At 50.1% G+C, this 18,637-nt stretch carries 17 protein-coding genes; 14 read left to right on the top strand and 3 right to left on the bottom strand.

The annotated features are described in order from the left end of the window. The first annotated feature begins 1 nt into the window (after position 1). The 3 genes from ACO05E_RS01575 to ACO05E_RS01565 all read left to right on the top strand — a co-directional run bounded on the left by ACO05E_RS01575 (position 2) and on the right by ACO05E_RS01565 (position 3,121). Complete coding sequence (locus tag ACO05E_RS01575) at positions 2-1,039, top strand: MucB/RseB C-terminal domain-containing protein (protein ID WP_419811256.1); 1,038 nt, start codon at positions 2-4, stop codon at positions 1,037-1,039. A gap of 37 nt (positions 1,040-1,076) precedes the next feature. After that, complete coding sequence (locus tag ACO05E_RS01570) at positions 1,077-1,517, top strand: SoxR reducing system RseC family protein (protein ID WP_419811255.1); 441 nt, start codon at positions 1,077-1,079, stop codon at positions 1,515-1,517. 182 nt (positions 1,518-1,699) lie between these two features. Beyond that, the gene (locus ACO05E_RS01565) at positions 1,700-3,121 is read left to right on the top strand and encodes a DegQ family serine endoprotease (protein ID WP_419811254.1); all 1,422 of its coding nucleotides are present in this window, start codon (positions 1,700-1,702) and stop codon (positions 3,119-3,121) included. 65 nt (positions 3,122-3,186) lie between these two features. Here ACO05E_RS01565 and ACO05E_RS01560 read toward each other — a convergent pair whose 3' ends face one another. Both ACO05E_RS01560 and ACO05E_RS01555 read right to left on the bottom strand, forming a co-directional pair. Beyond that, the gene (locus ACO05E_RS01560; protein WP_419811253.1) at positions 3,187-3,522 is read right to left on the bottom strand and encodes a hypothetical protein; all 336 of its coding nucleotides are present in this window, start codon (positions 3,520-3,522) and stop codon (positions 3,187-3,189) included. A gap of 25 nt (positions 3,523-3,547) precedes the next feature. Beyond that, positions 3,548-3,730 carry a hypothetical protein gene (locus ACO05E_RS01555; RefSeq protein WP_419811252.1) on the bottom strand — a complete coding sequence of 61 codons (183 nt, stop codon included), beginning with the start codon at positions 3,728-3,730 and terminating at the stop codon, positions 3,548-3,550. Between the two features lie 227 nt (positions 3,731-3,957). Between ACO05E_RS01555 and lepA the strand changes: the two genes are divergently transcribed. The 7 genes from lepA to acpS all read left to right on the top strand — a co-directional run bounded on the left by lepA (position 3,958) and on the right by acpS (position 9,992). Next, positions 3,958-5,757: a translation elongation factor 4 gene (gene lepA / locus ACO05E_RS01550; RefSeq protein ID WP_419811251.1), complete on the top strand. Its 1,800-nt coding sequence runs from the start codon at positions 3,958-3,960 to the stop codon at positions 5,755-5,757. Between the two features lie 15 nt (positions 5,758-5,772). After that, positions 5,773-6,156: a DUF4845 domain-containing protein gene (locus ACO05E_RS01545; protein WP_419811250.1), complete on the top strand. Its 384-nt coding sequence runs from the start codon at positions 5,773-5,775 to the stop codon at positions 6,154-6,156. Continuing rightward, on the top strand, positions 6,153-6,842 hold the full coding sequence (gene rnc, locus ACO05E_RS01540) for a ribonuclease III (RefSeq protein ID WP_419811249.1): 690 nt from the start codon (positions 6,153-6,155) through the stop codon (positions 6,840-6,842). The genes ACO05E_RS01545 and rnc overlap by 4 nt, the downstream gene beginning before the upstream one ends. After that, positions 6,839-7,747, top strand: coding sequence for a GTPase Era (era, locus tag ACO05E_RS01535; RefSeq protein WP_419811248.1), 909 nt, complete (start codon positions 6,839-6,841; stop codon positions 7,745-7,747). Before rnc ends, era begins: the two co-directional genes overlap by 4 nt. Positions 7,748-8,034: 287 nt before the next feature. Next, positions 8,035-8,742 carry a DNA repair protein RecO gene (gene recO / locus ACO05E_RS01530; RefSeq protein WP_419811247.1) on the top strand — a complete coding sequence of 236 codons (708 nt, stop codon included), beginning with the start codon at positions 8,035-8,037 and terminating at the stop codon, positions 8,740-8,742. A gap of 57 nt (positions 8,743-8,799) precedes the next feature. After that, on the top strand, positions 8,800-9,552 hold the full coding sequence (gene pdxJ, locus ACO05E_RS01525; protein WP_419811246.1) for a pyridoxine 5'-phosphate synthase: 753 nt from the start codon (positions 8,800-8,802) through the stop codon (positions 9,550-9,552). Continuing rightward, entirely contained in the window at positions 9,552-9,992 is a 441-nt protein-coding gene (gene acpS / locus ACO05E_RS01520) for a holo-ACP synthase (RefSeq protein WP_419811245.1), read from the top strand. Before pdxJ ends, acpS begins: the two co-directional genes overlap by 1 nt. A gap of 20 nt (positions 9,993-10,012) precedes the next feature. Here acpS and ACO05E_RS01515 read toward each other — a convergent pair whose 3' ends face one another. Further along, positions 10,013-12,847, bottom strand: coding sequence for an ATP-binding protein (locus ACO05E_RS01515; protein ID WP_419811244.1), 2,835 nt, complete (start codon positions 12,845-12,847; stop codon positions 10,013-10,015). 191 nt (positions 12,848-13,038) lie between these two features. On the opposite strand from ACO05E_RS01515, the gene cysM reads away from it, so the two are divergent. From cysM to mazG, 4 genes are all read left to right on the top strand, one after another. Next, entirely contained in the window at positions 13,039-13,956 is a 918-nt protein-coding gene (gene cysM, locus ACO05E_RS01510) for a cysteine synthase CysM (protein ID WP_419811243.1), read from the top strand. Positions 13,957-14,048: 92 nt separating this feature from the next. Continuing rightward, positions 14,049-15,473 (top strand): rRNA adenine N-6-methyltransferase family protein, encoded by a 1,425-nt coding sequence (locus ACO05E_RS01505; protein WP_419811242.1) that lies wholly within the window; start codon positions 14,049-14,051, stop codon positions 15,471-15,473. Positions 15,474-15,531: 58 nt separating this feature from the next. Further along, a complete protein-coding gene (gene relA, locus ACO05E_RS01500) occupies positions 15,532-17,790 on the top strand; it encodes a GTP diphosphokinase (protein ID WP_419811241.1) in 2,259 nt (752 codons plus the stop codon). Next, on the top strand, positions 17,790-18,626 hold the full coding sequence (gene mazG, locus ACO05E_RS01495) for a nucleoside triphosphate pyrophosphohydrolase (RefSeq protein WP_419811240.1): 837 nt from the start codon (positions 17,790-17,792) through the stop codon (positions 18,624-18,626). Before relA ends, mazG begins: the two co-directional genes overlap by 1 nt. Positions 18,627-18,637: the final 11 nt, after the last annotated feature.

The raw sequence follows: 18,637 nt of genomic DNA, 5'->3' as shown, positions 1-18,637 counted from the left end.
GATGCGTTGCTATTCTTTCGTTGCACTGCTGTGGCTGACACTGTCTGCCTCAGTTGCGTTGTCGGCACCGGCTGCTGTTTCCTCTTCAGCACTGGCTTCGACGACAGCAGGCGCTCAGGATCCGCTAAACAGTCAGACTCCGGCAGATGCCAGAGCCTGGCTGAATCGTATGTCTCATGCGTTTAAAGAGCTGGATTATCAGGGTGTGTTGATTTACGGCGATACTCAGCAGTGGGAAACGCTGTCGATCACTCACGGTGTTATGAATGGTGTGGAGTATGAACGACTCTATCATCTGACTGGGGAATCCCGGGAAGTGGTTCGTAAAGGCCATGACATCACCTGTATCCATCCCGGAGAGCATGTCGTTCGCTTAACGCAAAACCCATTAGCTCAAGGGTTTGTGAATCAGACCTCGGCTATTGATGCCTACTATCATCTCAGTATGGAACCAGGTGACCGTATTGCGGGTCGTGATACACAACAAATTATTGTGTCGCCACGTGATGCCTATCGCTATGGCTATCGCTTATGGCTGGATCAGGAATCCGGCATGTTATTGCGCTCAGATCTGATTAATCAGCAAGGCACGGTACTGGAACGTTTTCAGTTTGCTGAAATCCGTATTGGTGAGCCGCTGGCCGCCAGTGAGTTCGAACCCCAGAGTTCTGGGCATCGTGTTGCATCGCATATCGCAGGTCATGAAAGTAAGTCGTCACTGACCAATCAAGGTTGGCACCTAGGCTGGTTGCCCCGTGGTTTTATGAATGCTGCCAGCCAGTTACGCGATAGCAGCAATCCAGCCCCCGAAGGAGCGCTGGCAACCTTGATGTATACCGACGGTCTGGCTGCGATTACTGTATTTGTTGATGATGCCGGGCAACAGGAGCCGATGCCGGTGATGAGTCAGCAATGGGGGGTGACCGGTGCTGTGGTGAAATACCTGAAGACAAACGACACAACCTATCGCATCACGGTAGTGGGTGAAGTACCATTGCCAACCGTTGAAAAAATTGCGATGTCAGTGATGCCGCAGTAGCTGTTGTGGTTGGTATCATTTTGAAAGGTATAGCTCGATGAGTCAGGAAATTGTTGAAATCGTTGAAGTGGGTGAACAAGGTGTATGGGTTGAAGCCATGCAACAAAGTGCCTGTTCATCCTGCAATGCCCGCAGTGGTTGTGGTCAACACTCCCTGAGTAAACTGGGCCGTAAAATGCGCCTTTGGGTACCGACTGAACGACATTTTTCCGTGGGTGAGCAAGCGACATTAACCTTGCCTGATGGCAGCCTGGCCCTGAGTGCTCTGGTGCTTTATGGCATGCCGCTGGTCAGTATGATCCTGTTTGCTGTTGCCGGTCATTGGCTGGCAGGCGAGGCGGGTTCTGTAATAGCCGGATTAGGCGGGTTAATCAGCGGCTTCTGGATCGCACGAAAAATTGCTGACGATAATAAAGAACAATGGCAGCCTCAGTTTAAAGACGGGTGTCATCATATCTCTGCGGTTACTCTTCCCTGATCATCATTTCGTCTGTTATGCATTCGTTTGCCTGTTAAGTATGCATTTTGCTTGTCAGGCATTCTTTGTGATTGTTGCTAAACCCTTGCCCAATCTTACTTTTTTATACATGACAATTCCCAGCCTCTGAGCCATCTTTAATCCTTATGAATTAAAGGTTTAAGTGACGCAGGGGAAAATCTATGTCGCAACTGCTTCGCACCATACCTATGGGTATTGTTGCTGTTTTAACGTTATTTGCCGCCAGTGTGCAGGCCTCGTTGCCTGACTTTCGTGATCTGGTAAAAGAAACCTCTCCAGCGGTGGTGAATATCTCAACCATTCAACATGTCGATCAGCGCAGCACCATGCGCCGTTACGGTTTGCCGGAAGATGTACCGGAAATATTTCGTCATTTCTTTGGTCAGCCTATGCCATACGGTAATCCGCAATCGCCACATAGCCCACGAGGTCGTCAGCAGGAAAAATCGTCGTTAGGTTCTGGTTTTATTATTTCTGAAGATGGTTATGTGTTAACCAATAATCATGTGATTCAGGAAGCGGATGAAATCATTGTGCGCCTTAATGACCGCCGCGAATTAACTGCTGAATTAATTGGGGCTGATCCAAGCAGTGATCTGGCCCTGCTGAAAGTCGAAGCTAACGATTTACCAACAGTTGAATTAGGTAATTCAGATAAGCTGGAAGTAGGTGAGTGGGTGGTCGCCATTGGTTCACCGTTTGGTTTTGACTATTCAGTAACGGCAGGCATTGTTTCGGCTAAAGGCCGTAGCCTGCCTAACGAAAACTACGTGCCTTTTATTCAAACCGATGTGGCCATTAACCCGGGTAATTCGGGTGGTCCGCTGTTTAACTTAAAGGGCGAAGTGGTAGGCATTAACTCACAGATCTATACCCGCTCTGGCGGCTTTATGGGGGTGTCGTTTGCTATCCCGATGAATGTGGCCATGAATGTGGCTGAACAGCTGAAAGAAAAAGGCAAAGTCAGCCGTGGCTGGTTAGGTGTTGTGATTCAGGAAGTGAATAAAGAACTGGCGGAATCCTTTGGTCTGGACAAAGCCGCAGGTGCACTGGTGGCTCAGGTAGTACCGGACAGCCCGGCCGAAGCGGGTGGGTTGGAAAATGGCGATATTATTACTCACTTTAATGGCAATGAGATTTACCTGTCCTCGGACCTGCCACATCAGGTTGGTCGCGTGAAGCCCGGTACTAAAGCCAAGGTAAACGTGGTTCGTAACGGTAAGCGTAAAGTCCTTTATATCGAGATTGGTGTGTTGCCAGATGGCGATGGTGCGGTTCTGGCCAGCAATAATGGCCCGAAAGAAAGCCAGAGTAACCGCCTGGGGGTCGTTGTTACCGAGCTAAACGACGCGCAGCGTAAAAAAATGGGTGACGGCGTGGTGGTTAAAGAAGTCAATCAGGGCCCGGCTGCGTTTGCTGGCCTGGTGAATGGTGATGTGATTACTATGATTTATGGTGAGTCCATTCGCTCCGTGGAAGATTTCGATAAGGTGGTGAAATCATTGCCGAAGAATCGCAGTGTGCCGATGCGAATTGTGCGTCGAGGTGCGGCGATGTTTATTCCGCTGAGAATTGCTGAGTAACTATTTACGTACTTTGGTTGGTTTGAAAACCCCGCAATAGCTGATGCTGTTGCGGGGTTTTTACGTTATCGACTTGATGTTTCGGTTGGAATTAATCCTTTTAAGCCAACAACAAACCCCACCAGTCCAGACAGAATTAAAGGCAGTTGTATCGCGTCAGAACTGAATAGCGGGTGTGTCTTAAATCCATTGAGTAGTATCAGGCAGAGTAATAGAGAGTTAGCTGCACTGGAGGCAGAAAAAATTTCGTTAATTTTATTGGTCAGACGTGAAGCGGTCAGATCGGGTGTTCTGGGGTGAAGCCAGTCGTAGATGATGTGTAGTGCCATCAGTAGCAGAATCCAGACCAGATAATATTTCGTCAGCTCATCCGGCGTTGTTGGATTGTAGAGAAAGCTCAAAAAACGTTCCTTGTTGTCACTAATGCTATGCGGTTGCCAGAGAGTATATTGATAATGAGGCTGAGCCAATCACCGCGGCAACCTGTGCGGCGCCTAAGGATACTGTGACTGCCGGGATAAAAGAAACCAGACCGCATACTGCCAGGCCAACCGTTGCGCCAGCAACCACGGCTTTCAGAGTGTTCTCGGCTTTTTTGATAACGTGCATGGTTAACCTCCGGTTGGATAAACTCGCGCGTCAATGTCAATCGATCATTGCGATAGTTGATTTTGAATTAAGGTGATGCTGAATTCAAGTTTTGTGCTGATGGTTCGGTATGCCCGGTTGCCCGCAAATATATCTGCCAACTACGCTAACCATCTGAATCCGTTAGCCTTTGGCACGCCTTTCCAGTAGAATTCCCGCCCATTTGAATACTTGAGCGGATCTTATTCGTGAGCCAACTGGACCACATTCGTAACTTTTCCATCATTGCCCACATCGACCACGGTAAATCGACTCTGTCGGACCGTTTTATTCAGGTGTGCGGCGGCCTGTCTGACCGTGAAATGCAGCAACAAGTGCTCGATTCCATGGATATTGAGCGTGAGCGTGGCATCACCATTAAAGCCCAGAGTGTAACGCTGGACTATAAAGCCCGTGACGGCCAGACCTACCAGCTGAACTTTATTGATACTCCGGGGCACGTCGACTTCAGTTATGAAGTGTCGCGCTCGTTGTCAGCGTGTGAAGGTGCGTTATTGGTAGTGGATGCCGCTCAGGGTGTTGAAGCCCAGTCAGTGGCTAACTGCTATACCGCTATTGAGCAGGGCCTGGAAGTACTGCCGGTTCTGAACAAAATGGACTTGCCGCAGGCCGATCCGGATCGTGTGGCGCAGGAAATCGAAGATATTATTGGTATTGATGCTACCGAAGCCGTGCGTTGTTCAGCCAAAAGTGGTCTGAATATCGAAGATGTGCTGGAAGAGCTGGTTGCCAATGTACCAGCGCCGGAAGGTGACCCGGATGCTCCACTACAGGCTCTGATCATTGATTCTTGGTTTGACCCATACCTGGGTGTTGTGTCTTTGATTCGGGTGAAAAACGGCTCGATCAAGAAAGGCGATAAGATCCGTATTAAGTCGACTGGTAAAGACCATGGTGTTGATGGCGTGGGTATCTTCACGCCGAAGCGCAACGAAACAGGCCAGTTAGGCTGTGGTGAAGTGGGCTACCTAGTAGCCGGTATTAAAGATATTCATGGTGCTCCTGTGGGTGACACCATTGTTGCCGCCAAGCAACCGGATACGGACGAGCTGCCTGGTTTCCAGAAAGTAAAACCTCAGGTATATGCCGGTTTGTTCCCGGTATCGTCGGATGACTTTGAATCCTTCCGTGATGCGTTGGAAAAGCTGTCTCTGAACGATGCCTCATTGTTCTACGAGCCGGAAAACTCGGATGCACTGGGCTTTGGTTTCCGTTGTGGTTTCCTGGGGATGTTGCATATGGAGATCATTCAGGAGCGTCTGGAGCGTGAATACGATCTGGATCTGATCACTACGGCACCCACGGTAATTTATCAGGTACAAAACCGTAAGGGCGAAACCATCTCGGTGGATAACCCATCGAAACTGCCGGATGCTGGCACCATTGAAGAAATGCTCGAGCCGATTGCCGAGTGTAATATTCTGGTGCCACAAGATTACCTGGGTAATGTGATCTCTCTGTGTGTTGAGAAGCGTGGTGTGCAGATTGATATGCAATACACCGGCTCTCAGGTGGCGTTGCGTTATGAAATTCCAATGGCCGAAGTAGTGATGGACTTCTTTGACCGCTTAAAGTCTGCCAGCCGTGGTTTTGCGTCATTAGATTACAACTTCTTACGCTTCCAGGAAGCACCGCTGGTGCGCCTGGATGTTCTGGTGAATGGTGACCGTGTCGATGCACTGGCGGTGATTATGCACCGTGACAATATCCGTCGTCGTGGTGCTTTGCTGACTGAAAAAATGAAAGAACTGATTCCGCGTCAGATGTTTGATGTGGCGATTCAGGCTGCGGTTGGCAATCAGGTGGTTGCCCGTACTACCGTCAAAGCTTTACGTAAAAACGTAACCGCTAAGTGTTATGGTGGTGACGTGAGCCGTAAGAAGAAACTGCTGCAGAAGCAGAAAGAAGGTAAGAAGCGGATGAAACAGATTGGTAATGTGGAAATTCCACAATCTGCGTTCCTGGCTGTTTTACGAGTGGATGATTAACCAAGGTCTTAAGCCATGATCAACAAACTATCTATGCTCAAAAAGCAGTCCGGCATGTCGATGCTGCCGCTGCTGATGGTAATTCTGGTGGCTGTGATGCTGATTCGGGTCGCCACCTCGGTGGTGCCTATGTATTTTGACGATAAAATTGTGGCTCAGGTTCTGCAGAATCTTGAAGAGTCGGGCAAAATCACCAAAAAAATGCCAGTTCGTAAAATTCGTGCAGAACTGCAAGAGCGTCTGACGCGTAACCGGGTGGATATCTCCCTGGATGATCTGGTAGTTCAGCGCCGCAAAAACTCAACTACACTGACTTTGACCTACGAACAACGTGGCGGCTTTTTTGCCAATATTGAATTGGCAGGCCGTTTTCAACATCAGAAAGAACTGACTAAGTGAATAACCCATTACTCAAATTATCCCAGCGTCTGGGGTACACCTTTAATGATCAGAGCCTGGTAGAGCTGGCTCTGACACACCGCTCGAAAGGCGTTCAGAACAATGAACGCCTTGAATTTTTGGGTGATTCCATTCTGAGTTTGGTTATTTCTGAAGACTTATACCAACGCTTCCCGGAAGCAAAAGAAGGCAAACTCAGCCGTTTAAGAGCCAAAATTGTCAGAGGGAAAACGCTGGCGGAAGTCGCCAAAGAATTCAATTTAGGCGATTTTTTATTATTAGGCTCCGGTGAGTTAAAGAGTGGCGGTCATAAACGTGACTCCATTCTGGCGGATGCGGTAGAGGCGTTAATCGGCGCGATTTATTTAGATGCGGGCATTGATGTTGCCCGGGAGCGGGTTTTAGCCTGGTTTGCATCGCGGCTGGATAATCTTTCTCTGGAGGACCCAATTAAAGATCCAAAAACCCAGTTGCAGGAAATTCAGCAAGCCGCAGGTTCTCGTTTACCGAAATATGAAGTGCTGTCTGTGGATGGTCCAACCAACGAGCAGGTGTTTACCGTTACCTGTTTTATTCCTGAAATTGATACGCCGGTTGAAGCCGAAGGCTCCAGTCGTCGTAATGCTGAACAAACTGCTGCGGCGGTTGTATTACAACAACTTCAATCAGATGAGGAATCTGCATGACTGATGAAAATCTGATTACCCGTACCGGTTTTGTTGCCATTGTTGGACGCCCGAATGTGGGTAAATCCACCCTGTTAAATCGTATTCTTGGGCAGAAGCTGTCGATTACCTCGCGTAAGCCACAAACCACCCGCCATCAGATTCTTGGTATTAAAACTGAAGATGGCAATCAGGTGGTGTACGTTGATACGCCGGGGATTCATAAAAATCACGACAAAGCGATTAACCGCTATATGAATAAAGCGGCGACCACGGCGGTAAAAGACGTGGATTTAATTGTGATGTTAATCGATCGCATGCGCTGGACCGATGAAGACGAAATGGTATTGCAGGCGATTAAGCAGCAACGCGCTCCTGCGGTACTGGTAGTGAATAAAGTTGATTTCGTTAAAGAAAAAGACGAGTTGCTGCCGTATTTACAGGAGTTAAGTGGTCGTCATAACTTCGATCAGATTGTGCCGATTTCTGCAAAAACCGGTCATAACGTTGAGCGTTTAGAAAGTCTGATTGAAAGCTACTTGCCGGAGAGCCAGCATTTTTATCCGGAAGATCAGATTACCGATCGCAGTTCGCGCTTTTTAGCGGCGGAGCTGGTACGTGAGAAAATTATGCGCCAGCTGGGTGATGAGCTGCCGTATGAAATGACGGTAGAAATTGAAGAATTCACCCATGATGGCCGTATGGCGGAAATCAGCGCTCTGATTCTGGTGGAGCGTGATTCTCAGAAGCGTATTGTGATTGGTGATAAAGGTTATCGCATTAAACAAATTGGTATCGAAGCGCGTAAAGACATGGAGCAAATGTTTGATTGCAAAGTGATGCTGAATTTGTGGGTGAAGGTGAAATCTAACTGGTCGGACGATGAACGGGCGCTGCGTAGCCTGGGGTATGACGATCAAGGATAACTACAAATAATAACTACAAAGCCCCAGGTTGTTTGCTGAAAGGGTTGATAACAGGACGTTATCAATTAGCGTACAGGGATGTATTTACAGCGCCCTGAAAGCAAACAACCTGGGGTTTTGTTGTGTGTATAAAAAGAAGTCGGTGATTCAGTAGCGAATAGTTAAGACGAGTGCTAACTATTTTTGCCGCCGCGCCGAAGGGCCATCCCTGGCCCTGCCGCGCGGTCGCAACATCCTGTTGCTGCTCCAAAATAGTTACCACTCTTCTTAACTTTGGCGAAATAAAAATGAACAAACTGTTTGTATTGCAACGTCAACCGGTTGGCGAACATCAGTTTTTGTTGGATATTTTCTCCGCCGAACAAGGCCGCTTATCGGTCGTAACGCCAAAGCGCAAGCACTCTAAAACCAACCAATCAAATCTTTATATTCCGGATCTTTTTCAGCTCTGTCAGGCAGACTGGCGACCGGGTGATGACTGGTCCATCATCAAAGCTTCTGAAATGATTCAGCAATTTACATTGCAGGGTAATTATCTTTACTGCGGCTTGTATTTAAATGAACTGCTGTCGCGGCTGCTGACCCGCCAGGATGCTCAGCCTGAATTGTTTCGTATCTATCAGCAAATAGTAAATGGTTTGCTGGGCGCCAGTGACGATGCGACATCGGCAGAGCCATTGCTACGTATTTTCGAGCATCAGGTGTTACTGCAGCTCGGATATGGAGTTGACTGGCAACAGGATAGCCAGCAGCGCCCTGTTTATGCCGGGCAACGTTATTTCTTTAATGCCCGGGAAGGATTTTATCGGCACGGTGAAGGGAAGTTCTCTGGTGAGGATATCCTGGCATTTCATCACTGGCTGAACGATTTTACTCAGGTTCCGGCCAATGCTCGTGTCTGGCAATGTGCTAAGCAAGTGTTGCGATTGGCATTAGAAGAACATTTTGACCGGCCATTAGTCAGCCGCGAATTATTTATGGCGCAGTCATTGTGATCGACACTGTGCAATAATCACTACCATGTTAATCCATTAATTAAAAAAGGAACGGTAATGTCTCAGGTGAAAAACCCCCAACGTGTTTTGTTAGGTGTGAATATTGATCACGTGGCAACGCTGCGTCAGGCCCGTGGCACCCGTTATCCGGACCCGGTTCAGGCAGCTTATGTTGCGGAAGAAGCGGGCGCTGATGGTATTACCATTCACCCGCGTGAAGACCGTCGCCATATTCAGACCCGCGATGTTTATGTGTTGGCCGAAACACTGGCGACCCGCATGAATCTGGAAATGGCGGTCACCGAAGCCATGTTGGAGCTGGCGGAAGAAGTTGGCCCGGAAGCTGTGTGTCTGGTGCCTGAAAAACGTGAAGAATTAACCACCGAAGGTGGTTTGGACGTGGTCGGCAACGAAGCGGCTATCAAAGCGGCTTGTCAGCGTCTGGCAGCGATAGATAGTGAAGTATCTCTGTTTATTGATCCGGACTATGCACAGATAGAAGCCACCGTGCGCTGTGGTGCACCGGTCATTGAATTACATACAGGTGCTTATGCTGATGCCTGTTCTGAGGTAGAACAGCAGGCCGAACTGAAGCGTATTCAGCAAGCGGCAGCATACGCTCAGGAACAAGGTTTGATTGTGAACGCTGGTCACGGTCTGAATTACCATAATGTTGAGCCTATTGCGGCTATTCCGGGTATGAACGAATTAAACATTGGTCACGCTATTATTGCCCGCGCCGTGTTTGTTGGTTTGAAAGATGCCGTTAAAGAAATGCGCGCGTTGATTGAAAAAGTCGGTGTTCGTTAATGGCTGACGTTCCTGAAACTACATTGCCTGAAGCGCTAGCAGAATCGCTTTCTGAAGTGTCGGGCATTGTTGGTATCGGCACCGATTTACTCGATGCCGCCCGGATTGAAAAAGCCTATCAACGGCGCGGTGAGCGTTTGGTAAAACGTTTTCTGACCCCGGCGGAACAGCAGGCCTGGCAGCAGCGGGGTCAGAGTATCAACTACCTGGCCAAGCGTTTTGCCGCCAAAGAAGCGCTGGCAAAAGCGCTGGGAACCGGTATTGCCAAAGGTATTGGGTTTCAGCAGCTTGAAGTTCTGAATAACCCGCAGGGCGCGCCTGTAGTGACTCTGTACGATGGAGCACTAGCGAGAATGCAGCAGCTGGGAGGCCGACAGGCGTGGATCAGCCTGTCGGATGAAGGGGACTGGATTCAGGCATTTGCCGTGATATCAGCTTAATTCACTCCTGCTGGCTTTCACTATTTAGCCGCGTTAGCGTTGGTGATAGCCAGAGTCTGTTGCCAGTTGTTATCCTCGGCCCACTGCTGCAAGGTCTGAATCTGTGCCATAAAGTTGCGCATATGCTCAGGCAACTGGCGTTTGCCGCCTGATTTAAGCTCGGTTTCAAAATCGTTCACTGTCTGGCGTAATAATGGCACACCACAATAACGGCAAGCCCCGTGTATTTTGTGAACCTTCTCGATTAATAATTCAAAATCCTCTAATTCCCAGGCCTCAAGTGCCGCATCACTGTCCCGTTGCAGAGAATTCAGCAACATGGAGAACATATCGATCGCCAATTCCAGATTATAATTCGCGTGTTTTAATCCTTCTTTTGCATCAAAAACAGCCAGCTCTTTTTCCGCCGCCTCCTGTTCCTTCGAGGCGCTGCCAGCAGGATCAAACGGCTGTTGCGCTTTGTATCCTGTCCAACGCTCAATGCAATTAGAGAGTTGTTCCAGGCTGATGGGTTTGGTCTGATACTCATCCATACCACTGTTGAGCAGTACTTCTTTTTCGTCGGCCAGTGCGTGAGCGGTCAGAGCCACAATAGGCAGATGGGCTTTGCCGGGCAGTGTGCGGATATGTTGGCTGGCTTCCAGGCCAGTCATGTTTGGCATCTGAATATCCATCAGTACCATTTCGATATGTGTATCAGTCACACAATCAATCGCTTCCTGGCCCGATGTTGCCGCGTAAACACTGACGCCCAGTTCGTGCAGTAGTGCCGTCACCAGCTTAAGGTTGGCTTCATTATCATCCACCGCCAGAATGCAGGGAGCCTCTCGCTGCGGTGTAACCGGACTGTAATCGCTTGGTTGTAATTCCTGGTGAGCTTCCGGCTGTAGCAGAGTGCGCAGCGTATCGCCCAGTTTTTGTTCGCTTACCGGGTGTGACAGTGTTGCACTGGCGCCACAATCGGTCAGCCACTCCAGATGCTCGTGATCGACGCTATTGATCAGGGTAATCACAGGTGTTGGGAGTATCGCCAGCTGTTGTAGAAAATGTTTTAGCTGGTGTTGATGCAGCTGTGAACGATCAACGGAAATCAGCAACGCACTTAATCCGGATTCCTGAGCGACCTGATGGAGCAGGTCCTGTTCGTCTTCGGCCAGATGATAATTCAGATGCCACTCGTTTAATAAGGATGACAGCATCTGGCGGTTCAGGTCGTTGCTTTCTAATACCGCAATATGTGGTGGCTCTGCCATGTTATGCAGCAATGCTACTGGCGTCTCTGAAGCGTCCTGTTCTATGCCGATATCAATATGAAAAATAAAAGCCGCTCCCTGACCCGGAGCGCTTTCAACTTTGATATCACCATGCATTGCCTGCACCAGCGCTTTAGAAATAATTAACCCCAAACCGGTGCCGCCATATTGGCGAGTGGTGCTGGTGTCGGCCTGAGAAAAGGCATCAAAAATCCGGTTGATCTGTTCCTGGCTGAGGCCAATACCGGTATCACGTATCTCAAATTGCAGGCTGGCGCGTTTATGGTTGCGGTTAATTAATGACACCAGCACCTTTACGTTGCCATGTTTAGTGAATTTTACCGCGTTATTCACCAGGTTGGTGATGATTTGTTTTAACCGCAATGGGTCACCGATTACGTGCAACGGTACATCAGAGGCAATGTGATGATACAGGTCGAGCTGCTTGTGGTAAGCCTGAGGTGCCAATACCGTCAGCACCTGATCCACCACCTCACGCAGGTTGAAGCTGCTGTGGTCCATAATCAGTTTGTCGGCATCAATTTTAGACAGGTCGAGAATATCATTAATAATATTCAGCAGATCCTGCGACGCATTATGAATCGTGCTGAGGTAATCCGCCTGTAAGGTATTCATTTGAGTGCGGGCCAGCAGATCGGTAAAACCAATAATACCGTTCAGAGGGGTGCGGATTTCATGGCTGACATTGGCCAGAAACTGCGACTTCATCTGACTGGCTTCCATTGCCTGTTTACGGCCCAGCTGTAACTCGCTGTTACGCACTTCCATTTCATCCAGCGTTTCCTGAAAGTCCTGCATGGCCTGCTCAAGGTTTTGCTGGTGGTCGCGTTCAGCGTATTCAACCGCACTGGCTAACGAGTTAACGTCACTGGCCATTTGTTCAAACTCAGCCCCGGGCTCAACCTGGATGCGGTGATCATAATGACCCTGACCCAGGCGGCTGACTCCGGCCGCCAGTGTGTTGATTGGTCGTGACAGTTGTTTACTGATACGAAAGGCTAATAACGAACAGGCAATCAGCACCAGCAAAATCACCAGTAAGGAGTTCGCCAGATGCTGATATTGCTGCAATTGGGTGTTGGTGGTGGACAGCTCAACCTCAGCCCAACCGAGCAGCTGCAGTGGCTGAATCGGATCGGCATAAAACTGCTCGGACAGTTGTTCGGTAATAGTCAGATTTTCAGCAAAAACCGGAGCGCGAACCCGCACCGAGCCCTGGGTGCGCAACAGTTGCAGCTGGTTGTGCTGCAGTTCGGTAGAGCCAATTCGCTCGGTCATCATTTTGGGCCCGGAATGGGCAAGAATTTCAACATCCTGATTGTAGATACTGACTGAGCGAACATCGCGCTCTTCCAGCATATTGTTGGCGATGTTCTGCAAGATGCCGAGGTTGCCACTCATCACCCCGTATTCACAGGTGGGGGCCAGCTGTTTGGCCATGGCCATGGCTCGGCGATCCAGCAGATCGTTCAGATCCTGGTTGCGGTCGTAAATAAAAAACAGTCCGAGCGTCAGGGAGACAATGATGCCGGGCAATAACGCCATCAGCATAATCCGGGACTGGATCTTCCAGTGTTTCATACGATCGGGAGTTCCCTGTTCAGTAACTGGTCATCATGAAAATGGTTCAATGCCAGATAGGTTAAAGGTGTGAGGCCCGGGTGTCATCCAGAAACTATATAAAGAAATGCCGTTTGGTTATTACCTTTACTTGAAACAAAGCATTAAACTGCCGGTCTTTAGTTATAAGTAAACAACAGTGAGAGTTTTGCGTGAGTTCAGTCAGTTCCCCCAGCGTTACTTATCCGACCATTGCCGACTGCGTTGGTAATACCCCTTTGGTGCGGCTGCAGCGCATTACTCCGGCCGGTAATAACAACACCATCTTGTTAAAGCTGGAAGGCAACAACCCGGCGGGATCAGTAAAAGATCGCCCGGCTTTGTCGATGATTCAGCAAGCACAGCAGCGTGGTGATATTCAGCCGGGTGACACTCTGATTGAAGCCACCAGTGGCAATACCGGCATCGCGCTGGCGATGGCAGCGGCCATTATGGGGTATCGCATGATTCTGATCATGCCGGATAACGCCACCATGGAACGTCGCTGGGCCATGGAGGCGTATGGTGCAGAGCTGATTCTGGTGTCTAAAGAAGAGGGTATGGAAGGAGCCCGGGATCTGGCGCTGGCGATGCAGAACGACGGCAAAGGCATTGTTCTGAATCAGTTTGGCAATCTGGATAACCCGCAGGCGCATTATGTCGGCACCGGCCCGGAAATCTGGCAGCAGACCCAGGGGCAGATCAGTCACTTTGTCAGCTCGATGGGAACTACCGGAACCATTATGGGGACTTCCCGTTTCCTGAAAGAGCAAAATCCAGAGATTCAGATTGTTGGTCTGCAACCATCAGACGGCGCTGCCATTCCGGGGATTCGTCGCTGGCCTCAGGAATATCTGCCTACTATTTTTGATCGCCAGCGGGTAGACCAGGTGATGGACATTGGTCAGCAGGAAGCTGAAGACACCATGCGTCGATTGGCCCGTGAAGAAGGTATTTTCTGTGGTGTCTCTTCCGGTGGTGCGGTTGCCGGTGCGTTACGACTGGCCGAAACCGTCGAGAACGCCACGATTGTGGCGATTATCTGTGATCGCGGTGATCGCTATTTATCCTCCGGCGTGTTTGCTTCATAACGACCTGAATATTTGAGGGATGTCCTTGCAAATGCCGCAATAATCCCCATTATTGCGGCCATTCCGTTTGTCACAATAATTCAGGAGCTCGGGTGTCACATCCACGCCAACGACAATCCAACAAAAGCCATAGCCGCTCAGGGCGTGAACGCTCAGGTCAATCAGGTCGTGGGCGTTCAGGCCCGCGTCAGGCACCGGCATTGCGTCCGGAGGTGGATGCTCAGCAACTGACGCTGGAAATTGACAGTCTTAATTCCGAAGGTCAGGGCGTTGCTCGTCGTGGCCGTGATGTCTATTTTGTTCCCGGTGCTTTGCCCGGTGAAACCGTTGAAGTGCAACTGGACGGCCGTCGTAAGAAAATCTGGTACACACGCCTGCGACAAGTAATCAGCCCGGCTGCCGAACGCACCGAACCTCATTGCCGCCACTATCAGCGTTGTGGTGGTTGCGATATGCAGCATCTGAGTTATGACGCTCAGGTCAACGCTAAGCAAGCGCGCGTGGAGCGTGAATTTCAGCGTCAGCACATTGAGGTCGAATGCTGGCAGCCCGCCATTACGGCAACCCCCTGGCACTATCGCCGCAAAGCCCGCCTGGGCGTACGTTTCAGCAAAGCCGATGAGCGTAATTTTATTGGTTTTCGTGAGGCGGCTTCCAGCCATATCTCAGATATTGATCAATGCCCTGTGCTGGTTGATCACCCGGCTCTGGATTGGCAGGCCTGGCGTGACTGCATTTCATCGTTGGCCGGGCGTGATCGTATCAGTCAGATTGAAATGATCGATGCCGACAACGCGCTGGCGTTGATACTGCGTGAATTAAAACCTCTGAGCAGCGATGATCGTCAGGCCCTGTGTGATTTTATTCAGACATTTCCAACGACCGATAAACCGCTCCAGCTGTGGCTGAAAACCGACACCAACTATCACTGCCTGTTCCCGCAAAATTCCCCGGATACATTGTTTCACCGGGTACAGGCGTTGGAACTGAATATGGCGCTGGATGACTTTATTCAGGTCAATGCCGGGGTTAACCGACAGATGGTTGATCAGGCATTAGATTGGCTGAATCCGGAATCCGATGAGCGAATCTGGGATTTATTTGCCGGACATGGCAATTTCAGTATGCCGCTGGCAACGCGCAGTCAGCAGGTCACGGCAGTGGAAGTGCAGGACTCAATGGTCAGCAGCCTGAAACGTCAGGCCGAAAAACTGGCCCTGCCTTTGCTAGGCAGAAAAGCGGATTTGTCGCAGCCGGGTTGTTTGGCTGATTTGCCGCAGCCGGATGCCGTATTGCTTGATCCGCCACGTGCAGGGGCTGCTGAAGTGGCAGCGGAGCTGATTCGCCGCCGGGTGCCAAAAATTGTTTATGTCTCATGTGATGTTGCAACGCTGGCACGGGATCTGGCACAACTGACAAGCGCGGGTTATCAGGTGGTTAAAGCAGGCATTATGGATATGTTTCCACAAACACATCATGTGGAAACCATGGTGTTACTGCGCTACTCACCGGGTTAAAAAATACGCCCGGTTAAAAAATACGCGTTATTCATAATAGATATACGAGAGTTACAGCATGGTTAAGGTCAGAGACGACCACCCTTTGCTCCATGATGGTTCACTGGATGTGGATCGTTGGATGGATTGTATTCAGCAATCTCAGGATGTGAATGACCCTGAGACGTTACATCGTGCGTTGCTGGTTGCCAAAGAATTATCAGACGAAGCGATTGCCAACCGTACTTACTGGTCGATTGACAGTGTTCAGATGGGCATCGAAATGGCTCAGATCCTTTTGGATCTGCGCCTGGATACAGACTCAGTCGTAGCGGCGGTGCTCTATCGTGCGGTGCGGGAAGGACGCATGCCGCTGACCCGGGTGACCAAAGATTTTGGTGAGCCCGTCGCTAAGCTGATCGAAGGGGTGTTACGGATGGCGGCGATCAGTGCCATTCAGAATAACGCCACCAAAGATGAAACCGTGCTGGGCCAGCGTGAAGCGCAGGTCGAGAATATGCGCAAAATGCTGGTGGCCATGATCGACGATGTGCGGGTGGCATTAATCAAGCTGGCTGAGCGCACGTCTGCTATTCGGGCGGTAAAAGACGCACCGGAAGATAAACGCCGTAAAGTGGCGGACGAGGTGTTTAATATTTACGCACCGCTGGCACACCGGTTGGGGATTGGTCATCTGAAGTGGGAGCTGGAAGACCTGTCGTTCCGCTATTTACAACCTCAGTCCTACAAAAAAATTGCCCGCTTGCTGGATGAAAAACGACTCACCCGACAAAGCTACATCGAAAATGCGGTACAGCGCATGCGGGATGAGTTATTACTGGCTGGCATTAAGTGTGACGTGTATGGCCGGGCCAAACACATCTACAGTATTTGGCGTAAAATGAGCCGTAAAAATCTCGATTTCTCGCAGATTTACGACATTCGTGCAGTGCGGATTCTGGTTCCGGAAGTGAAAGACTGTTACGCCACATTGGGGATTATTCACTCGTTATGGCGCCATATTCCCCATGAGTTTGACGACTATATCGCCAACCCTAAAGAAAATGGCTATCGCTCGTTACACACCGCAGTGATTGGTCCGGAAGGCAAAATCCTTGAGGTTCAGATTCGTACTCACCAGATGCACGAAGATGCTGAGCTGGGAGTCTGTGCTCACTGGTTGTACAAAGGCACTGATCTTAACGCCAAAGATCAGGGCTATGAGCAGAAAATCGCCTGGTTACGTCAGGTACTGGAATGGCATGAAGAACTGGGTGATTTGCCGGAACTGATGGGCGAACTGCGCTCAGACATCAGTCCGGACCGGATTTATATCTTTACCCCGGATGGTCATGTGGTGGATCTGCCGCCTAAAGCAACGCCAGTAGATTTTGCCTACCGGGTGCATACCGAGGTAGGGAATAAATGTCGTGGTGCTAAGGTTAATGGCCGTATCGTGCCGCTGACGTATCTGCTGAAGACCGGCGAGCAGGTCGAGATTTTAACCAATCCAAACGCACACCCAAGCCGTGACTGGCTCTACCCGGAAGCGGGTTATATTCATTCCAGCCGGGCCCGTGCCAAGGTCGCTCACTGGTTTAAATTGCAGGCTAAAGATCAGAATACCGATGAAGGTCGCCAGCTGGTATTACGAGAGTTGGATCGTTTGGATCTGGCTGATCAGCCGCTACACGATATTGCCGAGAAGATGAACGTTAAGTCCGTTGACGATATGTTTGCCGCGGTAGGAGCGGGGGATCTGCGTACCGGGCAAATTGTGCATGCGGTATTACAGCAGGCTGATCGGGACTCGCACCGGATGGATCAGCAGGAGCTGCCACTGCTGCGCAAACCGGATAGTTCAGATAAGCATGCCAGTGCCGACGATATCTTTATCGAAGGGGTGGGCAACCTGATGACCAACCTGGCGAATTGTTGCCAGCCGGTTCCTGGCGACGATATCCGTGGTTATGTCACTATTGGTCGCGGTGTTAATGTGCACCGCAGTGATTGCGAAAACCTGATGCATCTGGAAGTGACTGAATCACAACGGGTGTTGCAGGTTTCCTGGGGCTCTCGTCCGACACAGAATTACCCGGTCGATATGACTATTCAGGCGTATGACCGTACCGGCTTATTACGGGACATCAGTAGCCTGCTGGCGAATGAAAAAGTGAACGTGCTGGCGGTGAATACCCAGTCGAATACCGGCGAAAATACCGCCAGTATGCAACTCACGGTTGAGGTGGAAAGTCTGGAAGGCTTATCACGACTGATGAATAAAATTGTGCAGTTACCCAATGTGATTTCCGCTCGCCGGGTACGGGGAGGGCACTGATGGCCTTTGGATTACAGGACTTACTCTACTGCATGCAGCGTTTGCGTAATCCGCAAACCGGATGCCCGTGGGATCTGAAGCAGGATTTTGCCGATATTATCCCGCATACGCTGGAAGAGGCTTATGAGGTGGCGGATGCCATTGAGAGGCAGGATTGGCCGCACCTGGAAGAAGAGCTCGGTGATCTGCTGTTTCAGGTCATCTTCTATGGGCAGATTGCCAGTGAGCGTGATTTATTTGATGTCAGTTCGGTGATCGACAAGCTGGTGGCAAAACTGATACGCCGCCATCCTCATGTATTTCCTGAAGGCGAACTCAGCTCTGAACGGGATGCCAGTATTAAGCCGGAAGAAGCTCAGGTGAATGCCAACTGGGATGCCATTAAAGCGGAAGAGCGACGCTTAAAAGCTGAACAAGGACGTCCGGAAGCCATCGCAACTGGCTTACTGGCGGATATTCCGGTTACTTTGCCAGCACTGAGTCGCAGTGTAAAACTGCAGAAAAAAGCCGCCAAAGTCGGTTTTGACTGGCCGGATATCAGTGGCGTGCTGGATAAAATCCACGAAGAGCTGGCGGAAGTTGAAGCAGAGATTACTTCAGGTGATCAAGCCGCACTGGAAGCCGAAATCGGAGATTTGCTGTTTGCAGTGACCAATCTGGCAAGGCATCGCGGCATTGACCCGGAAGTTGCCTTGCGGGGAACGAACCAGCGATTTACCTCGCGTTTTGCTGTTGTCGAGCACCATGTTGAAAAGCAAGGTGGCTGGTCGCAGGCAACAGAAGCAAGTATGGAGGCTGCCTGGCAAGCGGCTAAGCAGCAGGAAAAAAGCGCCTAGAGCTATTCAAA

The organism is Bacterioplanoides sp., assembly GCF_965226395.1.
GTDB lineage: Bacteria > Pseudomonadota > Gammaproteobacteria > Pseudomonadales > Oceanobacteraceae > Bacterioplanoides.
Note: the sequence above shows the minus strand (reverse complement) of the source record. Positions and strands in the feature narration are given on the sequence as shown.